This is a genomic window from Pseudomonas sp. KBW05 (assembly GCF_003852405.1).
In the GTDB taxonomy this organism is placed as follows: domain Bacteria; phylum Pseudomonadota; class Gammaproteobacteria; order Pseudomonadales; family Pseudomonadaceae; genus Aquipseudomonas.
The window spans coordinates 204-14,649 of the sequence record NZ_QAJM01000010.1; the positions used below are offsets into that span (position 1 = coordinate 204).

Sequence of the window (14,446 nt, forward strand, 5' to 3'; positions counted from 1 at the left end):
GACCACTGGTTGGTCGGAACCGTTGGAGTTCAGGCCTTCTGGATCAGTAACCGTCAGGTCGATCTTCGGCAGTTGATTGCCGGCGTTAACAAAATCCGCACCCTTCTGGGTCAGCACAACGTTGTTGCCAACGATGCTGTAGTAGCCGTCGGCGTTGCTGTTGCCAGTGAAGGTGATCGTCAGGCCAGCACGTGGAGTCTCTTCGTCAGTCGCGGTAAAAGTACCGGCGACAGTTCCGACGGCTGCAGAGTTTTCTTCCAGAGTGTTGGCGACAACAGTGATCACCGGCACATCGTTTTGCAGGGTAACCACCGGCTGGTCGGAACCCGTGGAATTAGCGCCCTGAGGGTCGGTAACAGTCAGGTCAATCTTCGGCAGTTGATTGCCGGCATTAACAAAGTCCGCACCCTTCTGGGTCAGCACAACGTTGTTACCAACAATGCTGTAGTAGCCATCGGCGTTGCTGTTGCCCGTAAAGGAAATGGTCAAGCCTTCACGCGGCGTCTCTTCATCGCTAGCAGTGAAAGTACCGGCGACAGTACCCGCAGCAGCAGAGTTCTCTTCCAAGGTGTTCGCAACAACAGTGATCACCGGCACATCGTTTTGCAGGGTGACAACTGGCTGGTCGGAACCCGTGGAGTTCGCGCCCTGAGGGTCTGTAACCGTCAGGTCGATCTTCGGCAATTGATTGCCGGCGTTAACAAAATCCGCACCCTTCTGGGTCAGCACAACATTGTTGCCAACGATGCTGTAATAGCCGTCTGCGTTGCTGTTACCCGTGAAGGAGATGGTCAGACCTTCACGCGGCGTTTCTTCGTCGGTCGCAGTGAAAGTACCGGCGACGGTGCCCGCTGTAGCAGTGTCTTCAACGATGGTATTGGCAACCACCTCAATCACCGGCACGTCGTTTTGCAGGGTGACGGTCGGCTGGTCCGAACCGGTGGAGTTCAGGCCTTCTGGGTCGGTGACGGTCAGGTCGATCTTCGGCAGTTGATTGCCAGCATTCACAAAGTCCGCGCCCTTCTGGGTCAGCACAACATTGTTATCGACGATGGCGTAGTAACCGTCTTTGTTGCTGTCGCCCGTAAACGCGATTTTCAGCTGGTCAGCTGGCGTTTCTGCATCGCGGGCCACAAAGGTGCCCGCCACACTGCCGGCAACGGCGGTGTTTTCGACCAGGGTGTTGCCCGTCACTTCGATCACCGGCGCATCGTTCACCGGCGTCACCGTCACATTCAGCGTGCTGCTGGAGCCGGTGTTGGTGGTGTAGCCAATGGTCGGCACTTCACCGTTGTAATCCTTGACCGGGGTAAAGGTGTAGGCGCCATCGGCACCAATGGTGATGCTACCTACGCCTTCGATATTTGCAGTTTGACCGGCGTTATAGGTGTTACCGCCCACCTGGAAGGTGGCCACGCTCAACACGTTGTCGATGTCGCTGTCGTTGCTCAGTACGTTACCAGTGGCGACGCTATCTTCGGCGATTGTGTTGGTATCCGGCTTCAATACGCTCGGATCATCAACAGCAACGACGGTGGAAGTTGCTGGCGCCGGGTTGATCGCCAGGTCTTCGTAGTTGCCACCGGTCGCGCCGGTGATCGTGGCGGTGACGGTAAGGTCTTTGCCATCCGCCAGGTTGGCAGGCGTGTCGACACTGACCGTGCCGGAGGATTTACCGGCTTCGATGGTGATGGTGGTGTTGTTGGACAGCTTGATGACGACGTCGGTCTGCGCCGGGTTGCTCACGGTCGCGGTGTAGACGATCTGGCCGCCTTCATTCACCGACGGGGTCGCGGTCAGCGTGACGGTGGTGGTGTCGATGGTGTCGTTGATCTGGGTAACCGCTGGCGCCGGGTCAGTGGTGATGATCAGGTTGCCACCGCCGGCGGTGCCGGTGATGGTCGCGGAGATCGACGAGGCGTCCAGGTAAGGCGTGTCGTTACCCGCGAACGTGACATTCAGCGCGCCCGAGGTCTGGCCGGCAGCGATCACCACGGAAAGGCCGTTGGACAAGGTAACGGTCAGGTCGCTGGTTGGAGCCTGGGTGATGAATACGGTGTAGACCACGACGCCACCGGCTTCGGTGATGCTCGGTGTGGCGGTCAGGGTAATCGTGACGCTGCGCGCATCGGGGCCGTTGGTGTCGGTGGCGCCGGTTTGGGTGGTGCCCACTGCGTCACCGGCATTCAAGCCGGTCGTCGGGTAGCCGATGGTAGGGTCAACCACACCTGCGGTGGCTTCCAGCACGACAAAGCTGTGGCCGCCGCCAGCAGCGCCGTCGGCGCCGGCAGAGGTCGGGCCGGCTGCGGTGGCTTCAAGGTCTTGGGTCGGGTCGGCACCGGCAGCGATGGCTTGCTGCAATTCGGCAACGGACGGTGCGGCTTGAGCGGTGGCGGCGCTGAGGTCGGTAACGGAGTCAGGAGCGTTTGCGCTCCACTGAGTGTCACGGCCCAGATCGATGGTACGGCCATCCGCCAATTCCAGGGACACGGCGCCCGCTGCGCCCGTATCAACCTGCTCACCGGCGAACAGACGATCCCCTTCTACAAGCAGGCGACGAATCCCTTCCGGGGATACCGCAAACACTTGACCGACAATGCTTTTGACGACCGCAACGCTGCTCATAAAAGACTCTCCGTGTATTACCGTTCGGGGTATCCATCATGGAGACCGGCCTCATTACCTATGCCGATTCGATAGCTGGAGTACGTAACTAAGTGTGATAAATTTGGCGTCAATAATTTGTTGTTTAATTCAGCAAATTACTTTTCCGTCAAGGTATTGACCTATTTGGCGCCATCCTAAACAATCCGCCCGGTAATGTCACATTGATATTTAATCGGCTCGCGACTTTCTGTTTGGACTACCAGGTTCCTATGACAAGCAGTCATTTCGGTTGCCAATTCCAATGCAATTTTTCACGTTTGTTGCGTTTTTAAGGCAACCAATCCCGGGGAAACATCAGAATGCGTTTGCACCTCTTTAAAGCCGTGCCGTTTGCTCTAGCCGCCAGTTTCGTCCAGGCCCAAACCCTGCCTGAAGCGATGCAAGACGCGGTGCAGAACCATCCTGAGATCCAGGCTGCCATCAATGCGCGCATTGCCGCTGACTACCAAGTCCGCGAAGCCCAGGGCGGCTACCTGCCTAAAGTGGACCTGTTGGGTGGTTATGGCCGTGAAAGCTCCGACAACACCTCGACCCGTGCCGCCAGCAACAGCCATGACTGGAAAACCCTGAACCGCGGCGAGTCGACCATCCGCCTGCAACAAAATTTGTTCCAGGGCTTTGGCACCGTCAATGAAGTCGGCCGCCAACAAGCCACCGCCAACTCCCGCGGCTATGCACTGCTTAATACTTCCGAGCGCACCGCGCTGACCGTCGCCCAGGTGTATCTGGATGTCTTGACCCGTCGCGAGATGGTGCAACTGGCAGAAGACAACCTGAAAAGCCACGAACGTATTTTTGACCAGATCAAACTGCGCACCAGCCGTGGCGTTGGAAGAATGGCGGACATGGACCAGGCCGAAGCCCGTCTGGCCCAAGCGCAAAACAACCTGATCACCGAACAGACCAACCTGGCGGACGCCAACACCAACTTCTTCAGCGTTGTCGGCAAAGAACCGGACCAGCTTGAAAAGCCACAGGGCGTTGTCAGTGGGCTGCCAGCCAGCCTGGATGACGCTCGCCGCCAGATGATTGCCGACAGCCCAGTGCTGCGCTCGGCCGAATCCGACATCGCCGCCGCCGAAAAGCAGTACGAAGCCGCCAAGTCGACTTTCTACCCGCGTTTTGATGCCGTGCTGCAACGCTCCGCCAACAACAACGTGGGCGGCGACGAAGGCCATGACAATGGTTATTCCGCGATGCTGAACATGCAGTTCAACCTGTACAACGGCGGTAGCGACAAGGCCAGCCTGCAATCCAAGGCTTCCCAGGCCACCCAGGCGCTGGACATCCGCAACAACGCCCTGCGCCAGTTGAACGAAGAATTGGGCCTGGCGTGGAACGCCTACAACAACGCCACCCAACAGGTGCCGATCGCGCAGCAATACGTGGACCGCAGCACCAAAGTTCGCACCTCGTACCAGCAGCAGTTCAGCCTGGGTGAGCGTACACTGCTCGACTTGCTCGACAGCGAGAACGAACTGTTCACCGCGCAGCAGCGTTTGGCCCAGATCAAAAGCCTGCATATCTACACGCAGTACCGTATCAAGGCCGACATGGGCCAACTGCTGAAAAGTCAGGGCGTGGTTGCTCCGATGGCATCAGTTGTGCAAAACGATATTAAACCGTCGGTAAACCTGCCAGGGATGAACTGATTCTTGACGGCGTTGAACCACAAAACCGCTTAAGAGAGAGTCAGCTTGGATCCTGAAATTGGTGTGGCGCAACTCAACCATGACCCGCGCACTCAGCATGACGACCCATTGCTAGATGGGTTGTTGGCTCTCTGCTCCCTGCATTACAAGCCCGCCAGCCGGGCCATGCTGACCACCGGCTTGCCGCTGGCAGGCCAGCGCATGAGCGCCGACCTGCTGCCGCGCGCAGCCGCGCGGGCGGGTTTGCAGGGGCGGTTGCTGCAACGCAAGCTGGAACAGATCCCCTCCATCGCATTGCCGGCCTTGCTGCTATTAAAGGAAGGGCGCAGTGCGGTGCTGTTGGGCTGGGAGGGTGATACCGCCCGCCTGCTGCTCAGCGAAAGCGACGGTGGCGAAGTCCACGTCAGCCGTGAAGTGCTGAGTCAAGATTACAGCGGCCGGGTTTTCTTCGCCCAACCGCAGCATAAATTTGACGTGACCAGCGGCACCCTGATCCCACGCGCTCGCTCGTGGTTCAAAGACACCCTCAAGCGTTCACGCTGGCTGTACGCCGACGCCATCGCCGCGAGCCTGGTGATCAACCTGATCGCCCTGGCCGCGCCGTTGTTCGTGATGAACGTGTATGACCGCGTCGTGCCGAACCAGGCCACCGCCACCCTGTGGGTGCTGGCCATCGGTATTTGCGGCGCCTATCTGTTCGACCTGCTGCTCAAGAGCATGCGCAGCCTGTGCCTGGACCTGGCGGGCAAGAAAACCGACCTGATCATTTCGGCGACGCTGTTCGAGCGCATCGTCGGCATGTCGATGAAAATGCGCCCGGCGCGCGTCGGCAGCTACGCGTCAAACATCCACGAGTTCCAGGGGATGCGTGACTTCCTCACGTCCCTGACCCTCGCCAGCCTGATCGATTTGCCGTTTACCTTGATCATCCTCGGCGTGATCGCGCTGTTGGGCGGCCACCTGGTGTGGATCCCAATCGTCGCCTTCCCGCTCGCCCTGGGGATCGGCCACTTCCTGCAAAAACCGCTGACCGCGACACTTGAGCGCACCATGGCCCTGGGCGCCGAGCGCCAGTCGAGCCTGATCGAAACCCTCGCCGGGCTGGATGCGGTGAAGGTCAACAACGCCGAAAGCGAACGCCAATACCAGTGGGAACAAACCATTGGCACCCTCAGCCGCCTGGAGCTGCGGGTCAAGGTTCTGTCCGGCCTGGCGATGAACATCACGTTGCTGATCCAGCAAGTGGCCGGCGTGGCGATGATCATCTTTGGCGTGTACCAGATCATCGACGGCACCCTGAGCATGGGCGGCCTGGTGGCCTGCTACATGCTCAGCGGCCGCGCACTCGGCCCGTTGGCGCAGTTGTCGGGCCTGCTGACGCGCTACCAGCAAGCCAAGGTGACGATGGTCTCGGTGGACCAGATGATGGAGCTGCCGCAGGAACGCAACTTCGACGAACGCCCCCTCAGCCGCAAGACGCTGCAAGGCGCGATGACTTTCCGCGAAGTCAATTTCACCTACCCGGACCAGCAGAACCCGGCACTGCGCGGGATCAACCTGAACGTTCGCCCCGGCGAAAAAATCGGCATCATCGGCCGCAGCGGCTCGGGCAAAAGCTCGCTGGCCAAGCTGCTGGTGGGCCTGTACCAGCCGGACTCGGGCTCGTTGCTGGTGGACGGTGTGGATATCCGCCAGATCGACGTCAGCGAGCTGCGCCACAACATCGGCTATGTCGCCCAAGACATCCAACTGCTGGCCGGCACCCTGCGTGACAACCTGGTCTCGGGTGCGCGCTACGTGGACGATGAAATGGTGCTGCAAGCCGCCGAACTGGCTGGCGTGCATGAATTCGCCAGGCTGCACCCGCAAGGCTACGAGTTGCAGGTGGGCGAGCGCGGGCAGAACCTCTCCGGCGGCCAACGCCAGAACGTCGCCCTGGCCCGTGCATTGTTGCTCAACCCGCCGATCCTGCTGCTGGACGAACCGACCAGCGCCATGGACAACACCGGTGAAGAGCGCCTGAAACAGCGCTTGCAAGCCGTCATCGAAAACAAGACGGTGATTCTGGTCACCCACCGCGCCTCGCTGTTGAGCCTGGTGGATCGCCTGCTGGTGATCGACCGTGGCCAGATACTCGCGGACGGTCCAAAAGCGGCCGTCATGGAAGCGCTGAAAAAGGGGCAGATCAGTGTTGCTTAAGTCCGGCCCAGGCCGTTGGAAAGATGTGATCTTCCGCTACTTCAAGGGCAGCGACTCGCTGGACGACCAGCCCCTGCCCGAAGTCGAAAAAGCCCTGATCGACGACGCCCCGCGCATCGTGCGCCTGACCATCTGGGGCGTGATCGGCTTTTTCGTGTTCATGCTGCTGTGGGCCCACTTCGCGATCATCGACGAAGTGACCAAGGGCGAAGGCAAGGCGATCCCGTCGTCGCGCATCCAGAAGATCCAGAACCTGGAGGGCGGCATCGTCGCCCAGATCTATGTGCACGAAGGCCAGATCGTCGAAGCCGGCGCGCCGCTGATCCGCCTGGACGACACGCGTTTTGCCTCCAACGTCGGCGAAACCGAAGCCGAGCGTGTGTCCATGGAACTGCGTGTGGAGCGCCTCAGCGCGGAAGTCGACGACCGCCCGCTGAAGATCACCGACGCTGCGCGCAAAGCCGTGCCCAATCAGGTCTCCAACGAAGAATCGCTGTACGCCAGCCGCCGCCAGCAACTGGCCGACGAAATTGGCGGGCTGCAACAACAGCTGCTGCAACGCCAGCAAGAACTGCGTGAATTCAGCTCCAAGCAGGACCAGTACCGCAACAGCCTGAACCTGCTGCGCCAGGAGATCGGCATGTCCGAGCCGCTGGTCGCACAGGGCGCCATTTCGCCGGTAGAAGTCCTGCGCCTCAAGCGCTCGGAAGTTGAAACCCGCGGCATGCTCGACGGCACCACCCTGGCCATCCCCCGCGCCCAGGCGGCGATTAACGAAGTGCAGCGCAAGGTCGACGAAACCCGCGGCAAGTTCCGCAGCGAAGCCCTCGCCCAGCTGAACGAAGCGCGCACCCTGCTGAGCAAGGCGCAAGCCACCTCCAAAGGCCTGGAAGACCGCGTCAGCCGCACCATGGTCACCTCGCCCGTACGCGGCATCGTCAAGCAGATGCTGGTCAACACCGTCGGCGGCGTGATCCAGCCCGGCAGCGACATGGCCGAAGTGGTGCCACTGGACGACACGATCCTGGTCGAAGCCAAGATCCGCCCACAAGACATCGCCTTCCTGCACCCCGGCCAGGAAGCCATGATCAAATTCACCGCCTACGACTACACCATCTACGGCGGCCTCAAAGGCAAACTCGAACAGATCGGCGCCGACACCGTGATGGATGAAGAGAAGAAAAACACCTTCTACATCATCAAACTGCGCACCGACCGCAGCCACCTGGGCACGGACGAGAAGCCGCTGCTGATCATCCCGGGCATGGTCGCTTCGGTGGACATCATCACCGGCAAGAAGAGCATCTTGAGCTACCTGCTCAAACCGATCATCAAGTCCCGTGCCGAGGCGATGCACGAGCGTTGATTGCGGGGAAATAGGGGGTGGGGATGCGAAAACTTGGGTTTTCGCAAAAATAGTCAGATTTCAGGGGTTTACAGAACCTTGGCAGTCGCTATAATCGTCGCCCAACACGCCGGTATAGCTCAGTTGGTAGAGCAACTGACTTGTAATCAGTAGGTCCCGGGTTCGACTCCTGGTGCCGGCACCATATAAGACGAAGCCCCTGCAGAAATGCAGGGGCTTTGTTGTTTTTGGGGTGTTCATATTCTGTCTGCGCCTGGCGCCCCAGCTGAACAAGCCGGTGAGCCTCTAGAAGTAGCGAAGTCCCGCCTTCAGAGTTTTATGTAGAATTATGGGTAGCCAATAATTATGGCGTATCGATAAAAGAGCTAATTCATAAGCACATGCCGCTGCGACCCCGAATTTTCGTACACCCATATCAGCTTGCCTCCCCATCCTCCGCCCCGCTAACCTCCCCCAGCCGCTGCAAAATCAGCGGCCGGATGTGGAAGTCCGTACTATGGCTAAAGGCGCTCAAACGCCCATGAACACCTGACGGCGTTTTTTTTCGCCTGTATTCTTGTGTTATGGCGGCTGTGTGCGGGGCACTTCGGTGCGCCGGGTTCCTTTAGCCCCGGTCTTCCACACCTGCGCACAGCTGCCACCCTCATGTGGAAGTGAGATTGGCAGTTCCTGAATCGCTAAAGGAGCTTCGCCATGTTCAAGGTCACACCCAACCCGCCTCAAAACCCAATCGATGCCAAGCTTCATGCTGCAGCGCAGCGAGCGATTGATCATTACTTGCACCCATCAGACGGCGCAGAACCTGCGGCGCATCCAGGCAGTAATCTGTTCTCCGTTTCGCCCGATGTAGATACCGAAACACTGCTTACTAATGCCGCAGAAACCCTCTCATCAGCCAACGAGATGGTCTCGAATCTGGCATTTGAGCTGGAAGGATCACAAAGGGCTGTGGCATTGGGGATTCAGCAACTGATCGAGTTGAGTTCAATGCTGGCAGATCGAGCTTTGGAACAAATTGCGCCGGCAGCCAGTTAATTCCGATAGACCAAAAAACGCCCCGGACCATCACGGCCTGGGGCGTTTTTCATTCAGCTGTATCGCTTAGTGACCAGCATTCTGCCTAGCGTCCACATGCAGAATTTCCCCCGTCACAAACCCGGCCGACTCCAAATGTACAATCGCCTGCGCAATATCCCGCGCTTCCCCCTAGGGAATAGGGGTCAGATCACTCGTTTAATTCAGTAACGAAAATCGTGGTCTGACCCCGTTTTTCCACTCGCCTAAAAGCAAAACGTGGCGCAACCGAGTAAGCGCTCGGTCTTCAAATTTCAGTGATCCGCTTGTCCACGCGGGCCATCCAAGCAGGGCTGCAAAGCCGCCCTGCTTGGATGGCCCTCACTTGAAAATTCTAAAGCCCATACAACTGCCTGTGGAAAACCACTGATTTCCACCGGTGGATAATTTCATCCACAGCCGCCGAACTCCCGAAAATTTGAGTCTTGACCCGAATTATCCGCAGGCGTAGATGAGATCGGGCAAAGCGCTGTCGTCGACAGCAATCCAGGTAGCCAGAACCTTTAAGGCTACGCCACACGGTGGTGGTTCTCCCAAAGTGCGATTAGCGTCCGGCGGCTCGCACGGTCACAGCGATGTGATGGATGCCTACTTTTACCAGTGTTCCCACTGCGGCAACTCATCCCCTTTCATAGCTGCCCTGCAGCAACCTATCCGCTTAGACATTTCCTTGCGCCAACCTGCGCCCGTCTCTTTCTTCCGGAAAGAGACGGGCGCTCCTACCGCTGCTGCAGCCCAACTCGTACAAGGCTTTGCGGCATTACCCCTCGCGACAATCGGCGGGACAAACACCGAAGTCACCAGCAACAGCAATGCAAATGATGGTGCCGCAGCCCACGGAATGGACTGCACCTGACTGACAGTCAGGCACGCCCCGGTCATCGCATCACTGCCTTCACCCGACTCAGGATCTCGTGGCATTGGTCTCGTCAGCCAATGCAGCCTCTACCCGCCCACTTCTTCAGAGGTGCTCAGGAGGTCAGGTAATGAGATGCCCAAGCTCCCAGTCGTAAAGAGCCGCCAGTCCCGCGTTAGTGGACAACCCTCACAGGTCGCAGGGGCCTTGACCCCTGATAACACTCAACATTCGTGGCGGGATGACGTGGGGAAAGTTTCAAAGATTTGGCTTCGACAGGAGTTTGATCATGGCATTGGTAGGTAGACGGGATGGGCGGAATTTTGGATATGGACGGCAACTGAGTTATGCCGGGCCACAGGCGTTGCGCGATCTGTTTGGCGGCGGGCATTACGGCACGGTCAAGGCGCACAGTGATCGCTGGCAGGCGTTTGTGCGCTGGTGTCGCTCAGATGATGGACCAAGACTCAACGATGCGCGGCAGATAGATCGCCAGATCTTGTCGGATTACGCGGCGCATCTACGTCACTTAGTCGAGCGCGGCGACCTCGCTATCGCCACCGCACAAAACCGATTGTCCAGCGTCAACCGAACCATGGCGGCACTTCGCGGTGATCAGTATGTGAAGGTGCCGAGTCCGAGCAAGGCGTTGGAAATGCAGCGCACCACCATCCGCACGACAGTTCCACAAGGCCAAGACCGCGAACACGTGCAGCGGATCGTCGACGTACTTTACGAACACCAGAAGCCGCGCGCCGCGACCATCGCTCAGTTAGCGCGAGCCACCGGCATGCGCTTACGTGAGGCCATTTTGGCGGACCTACCCCGTCTAAAACGTGAAGCCAAGCAATTCGGTAAGATCAACATTCAGGACGGCACCAAAGGTAGCCGCTCGGGCGCATCAGCTCCTCGTTGGATTACGGTAGATGATCATATTCGTGACGCGCTGAAGTTTGCCGATCAGGTCTCGCCCGACGGCAGCCGCAACCTGCTTGCACCGAACGAACGCTACCTCGATTTCCAAAAGCGAATCGTCCGTCCAGCCCGGGACACCCTTCATGCGCACAACCTAAAAGGCTTCCACGAACTGCGGGCTGCCTATGCGTGCGAACGCTATCAGCAAATCACCCAGCATCCTGCGCCCATCAACGGTGGCAGTTGCTACCAGCTCGACCGACACCTCGATCAGGCGGCCCGAGACCAAATCAGCTATGAACTCGGGCACGGCCGTATCGACGTAGTATCGGCGTATATCGGGGGACGAGCATGAGCAAGCCATTCGATATGGAGCTGTTTCTGGGGGGTGTTCTGAGCGGGTCGTACTCCACACGCCAGCGTCACCTTCGCCAAGCGAAAGCCATTCAAGTAGCGATCTTTAATCGTTGGCACAAAGATAATCCATGGGCATGGCAGCAAAAGCATCTCGCATGGTTTCTAAACCACCACGTGAACTCTTACGCGGAATCGACGCGCTATTACTATCTGCTGACCATACATTTTCTCACTCTTCGCTTAGGAAAACCTTGGCGGTTCGAGGGTTAAGCGGAAGTCCTCAACTGACCAGATTAGGACGACCAGACCCAAAGGGTCTTGAGTTTTAGTGGCAACTTATCGAAACGCTTCCTCAATCCCACGGCGCATGGCAAATTGACATCGACCTCCAAAAAATCCGAACACGCGCCCCCAGAGAAAAAGGAGTTTCCATGTCGATATTGCAGGAAATACTGAGCTGGACCCAGGGACTACCTACCTGGCAAAGCGATTGCGTTGCACGACTGTTAGCAAAACAGACTCTAACTGCAGAGGATTTGGGTGACTTACTAGCCTTGCTCAAGACTGCTCATGGTATTCCTGACCCGAAAGGCCGCACGCCAAGCCCGCTTGCATCCGATCAGATCCCCGCTCCGATAAAGCCATCGATGCATGTCGAATTGCGGGCAATGAAGAACTTACTAAATGTTAATGCCATTGCCGAAAACCAGAACCTGTCTTTCGCACCTTCCGGCTTGACCGTTATTTACGGCGGTAATGGCTCGGGCAAATCGGGCTACTCCCGTGTGCTCAAGCGCGCATGCCGTGCGCGTGATCAAGCTGAAGTCATTTATCCCAACGCCAACCGACCCGTGAACAAAGCTGCCTCGGCTGAAGCCATCTTTGAAATCGGTGTTAACGGTACGGTACAAGACGTACGCTGGGTTAATGAGGGAGCTGCACCCGTAGAGCTATCTGCTCTCTCCATTTTCGACTCACGCTGCGCCAATGCTTATCTTGTAAATGAAGACGACTTTTCGTACGTACCTCAGGGACTCGATGTTTTTGAACGACTGGCAAGTGTCCATCAGCAATTGAAGAGCGCAATTGAGGCGGAGCAGAAACAATACGCAGTTGACCTGACTGCGTTTGTTCCGTTGCACGGTGACACGATTGTCGGAAGATTAATCACAACGCTGTCTGCCAAGACTACTCCTGCCCAGATTGAAGCACTGGCCACGTTGTCCCCTGAAGAACTGAGCCTGCACGCAGATTTAGGCAACAGCCTAAAAGAAAACAATCCCAAGGAAAAAGCTAACCAACTGAGGTTACTCGCGCGCCGAGTTGGCGGCATTGCAACGAATGCTACCCACAAGGCGACGTTGGTGGATCAAGCAATCGTTACCAAGCTGCGCAGTCTGTCGAGTGCCTACCTAACCGCCAAAGCAGCTGCGGAGCTGGCTGCAAATCAGTTCAAGGAACAAGATGGTTTACTGCCAGGAACAGGAGGCGAAGCTTGGCGCGAGCTATTCGAAGCCGCACGCAAATTTTCCTCTGAGTCCCACCCGGATGAAACCTTTCCTGCATTGGGAAGCGATGCGTCCTGTCCCCTGTGTCAGCAGCCGCTCATGGAGGGGGCTAATCGCTTGGCTCGCTTTGAAGCCTTCATTCAACAAGAGGCAGAGAAAACTTCTCAGGCTCGACGCGCTGAATTGGTTGCCCAGTATAAACCGCTAAGTACACATGATCTGACTCTCGGTCTGGACGACGCTACACTCAGCGAAATTCAAACACTTGACTCTCAACTTGCGGCGGATTCAGCTGCCTTCGAGCAAGTTCTGACAGCTCGCCGAGAAACCATCAAGACAGCGGTGACTACACAAATATGGGAAGGAGCCGAGCAAGCATTGGTCAATCCAGCCCAAAGGCTACAGGCCCTCGCAGACAAGCTAAATGCCGAGGCTGTAAATCTGGATAAAGCATCTGATGAACAGGCTCGAGCAAAATTGCAGAAGCAGCTGGATGAGCTTGATGCAAGAGTAAAACTGAGCCAAGTCAAAGATGCTGTCATTACGGCTGTCTCACGGCTGAATCATCAGGCAAAACTGACAAAGTGCTTGCCTGCGCTCAGGACGAACGCAATTTCCTTGAAGTCCTCTGAGTTGGCAGAAAGCATCATTTCAAAGGGGCTTGCGGATGCACTTAATGCTGAATTCAAGGCGCTAGGGGTTGGAGGACTTCGTGTCGCTCTGCAAAGCCGCTCTGGGAAAGGTAAGGTATTGCATAAGCTAAAGCTGGAGTTACCGCAAAGCCGAAGTCCCCGAGACCTATTGAGCGAAGGTGAACAACGAGCTGTTGCATTAGCTTCATTTTTAGCTGAAGTGGGGCTTAGTGATAGCACTGGCGGTATTATTTTCGACGACCCAGTATCGTCCTTAGATCACCGACGTCGTGAGCGGGTGGCTGCGCGACTCGTAGATGAAGCTGCTCGGCGCCAAGTGATCGTGTTCACCCATGACATCTACTTCCTTTGCGTCCTGGCTGAGGAGGCTGAATCCGCAGGGGTCAACGTACTCACACAAAGCCTATCCAGGCGCGTCGAAGGCTTCGGGGTTGCCAATCCAGAGCTACCGTTCGAAGGGAAAAACACAACGAAACGCATCGGAGCGCTCAAGGTTCAGCAGCAAACCATCGCAAGACTGCATAAAGACGGCGAGGAAGATGCGCACCGTGAACAGACAGGTGAAGCGTATTTTTTCCTGCGGATGGCTTGGGAGCGCGCGGTTGAGGAAGTACTGCTACGCCGAGTAGTTCTACGCTTTCGTAAAGGCATCGAAACCCAGCGATTGTCAGAAGTGATTGTTGATGATAACGACTATGCACAAGTAAATTCTGGGATGAGCAAATGCTCAAATTACGCACACGATAAGGCCATAGTAGGAGGAGTCGCTGTGCCAGAGCCAGATGAATTGCTGGCTGACATCATGGCTCTTGAAACTTGGCGCGACCAAATTGAACGCCGCAGCAAGAGTACGAGCCAAAGCCGTAAATCAGGGTTGCCTACATCTACCCTCCCCACGCCTACCGCAACCGCTCCGTAGATATGGAAAAAGCTCGCCAACATAGGGTGGCGGGCTTTAGGACACAAGATGCGTTATGCGCTAACTAACTATGGAGGCGGCGAATCAAGCGCCTCCACGACATGGCGTTTGGACCGGAGCAAGCCTGAGGCATGTAACTTTTTCAATTCGCTTTTCGCTAAAGAGCAACGCGCCACATGGTTGAAGTATTTTTAAATCTTTGCACGGCCGTCATCATTGCCAGTTTGTCCACATGGCTGAGTAGCGTTTGGAAGGACCGAATCAACTCGAGAGATAACAG

General features: G+C 57.1%; 8 protein-coding genes, 1 tRNA gene and 1 pseudogene. 8 read left to right on the forward strand and 2 right to left on the reverse strand.

What is annotated here, in order from left to right:
• A partial coding sequence (locus DBR46_RS10755) for a retention module-containing protein (RefSeq protein WP_124526306.1) occupies nt 1-2,625 on the reverse strand: 2,625 nt, incomplete at its 3' end.
• 341 nt (nt 2,626-2,966) lie between these two features.
• Between DBR46_RS10755 and DBR46_RS10760 the strand changes: the two genes are divergently transcribed.
• From DBR46_RS10760 to DBR46_RS10780, 5 genes are all read left to right on the forward strand, one after another.
• Nucleotides 2,967-4,319 (forward strand): TolC family outer membrane protein, encoded by a 1,353-nt coding sequence (locus DBR46_RS10760; RefSeq protein WP_124526166.1) that lies wholly within the window; start codon nt 2,967-2,969, stop codon nt 4,317-4,319.
• A 45-nt stretch (nt 4,320-4,364) separates the two neighbouring features.
• Nucleotides 4,365-6,518 (forward strand): type I secretion system permease/ATPase, encoded by a 2,154-nt coding sequence (locus DBR46_RS10765; protein WP_017734865.1) that lies wholly within the window; start codon nt 4,365-4,367, stop codon nt 6,516-6,518.
• The gene (locus tag DBR46_RS10770) at nt 6,508-7,884 is read left to right on the forward strand and encodes an HlyD family type I secretion periplasmic adaptor subunit (protein WP_026136536.1); all 1,377 of its coding nucleotides are present in this window, start codon (nt 6,508-6,510) and stop codon (nt 7,882-7,884) included. The genes DBR46_RS10765 and DBR46_RS10770 overlap by 11 nt, the downstream gene beginning before the upstream one ends.
• 108 nt (nt 7,885-7,992) lie before the next feature.
• A tRNA-Thr gene (locus DBR46_RS10775) sits at nt 7,993-8,068 on the forward strand.
• Between the two features lie 509 nt (nt 8,069-8,577).
• Nucleotides 8,578-8,919 (forward strand): DUF6124 family protein, encoded by a 342-nt coding sequence (locus DBR46_RS10780; RefSeq protein ID WP_124526167.1) that lies wholly within the window; start codon nt 8,578-8,580, stop codon nt 8,917-8,919.
• Between the two features lie 66 nt (nt 8,920-8,985).
• Here DBR46_RS10780 and DBR46_RS10785 read toward each other — a convergent pair.
• A pseudogene (locus tag DBR46_RS10785) lies at nt 8,986-9,090 on the reverse strand (3-oxoacyl-ACP reductase); the annotation flags it as partial.
• Nucleotides 9,091-10,103: 1,013 nt separating this feature from the next.
• Between DBR46_RS10785 and DBR46_RS10795 the strand changes: the two are divergent.
• The 3 genes from DBR46_RS10795 (at nt 10,104) to DBR46_RS10805 (ending at nt 14,166) form a co-directional block, all read left to right on the forward strand.
• A complete protein-coding gene (locus DBR46_RS10795; protein WP_124526169.1) occupies nt 10,104-11,084 on the forward strand; it encodes an integrase domain-containing protein in 981 nt (326 codons plus the stop codon).
• Nucleotides 11,081-11,356 carry a hypothetical protein gene (locus DBR46_RS10800; protein ID WP_124526170.1) on the forward strand — a complete coding sequence of 92 codons (276 nt, stop codon included), beginning with the start codon at nt 11,081-11,083 and terminating at the stop codon, nt 11,354-11,356. Before DBR46_RS10795 ends, DBR46_RS10800 begins: the two co-directional genes overlap by 4 nt.
• A 161-nt stretch (nt 11,357-11,517) precedes the next feature.
• Nucleotides 11,518-14,166, forward strand: a complete 2,649-nt coding sequence (locus DBR46_RS10805; RefSeq protein WP_124526171.1) for an AAA family ATPase — start codon at nt 11,518-11,520, stop codon at nt 14,164-14,166.
• The last annotated feature ends 280 nt before the right edge of the window (nt 14,167-14,446 follow it).

Bases quoted from the DNA above. Each gene is read 5' to 3' on its own strand.
- DBR46_RS10805 (WP_124526171.1), top strand. From the start codon at position 11,518: ATGTCGATATTGCAGGAAATACTGAGCTGGACCCAGGGACTACCTACC.
- DBR46_RS10800 (WP_124526170.1), top strand. From the start codon at position 11,081: ATGAGCAAGCCATTCGATATGGAGCTGTTTCTGGGGGGTGTTCTGAGC.
- DBR46_RS10760 (WP_124526166.1), top strand. From the start codon at position 2,967: ATGCGTTTGCACCTCTTTAAAGCCGTGCCGTTTGCTCTAGCCGCCAGT.
- DBR46_RS10795 (WP_124526169.1), top strand. From the start codon at position 10,104: ATGGCATTGGTAGGTAGACGGGATGGGCGGAATTTTGGATATGGACGG.
- DBR46_RS10780 (WP_124526167.1), top strand. From the start codon at position 8,578: ATGTTCAAGGTCACACCCAACCCGCCTCAAAACCCAATCGATGCCAAG.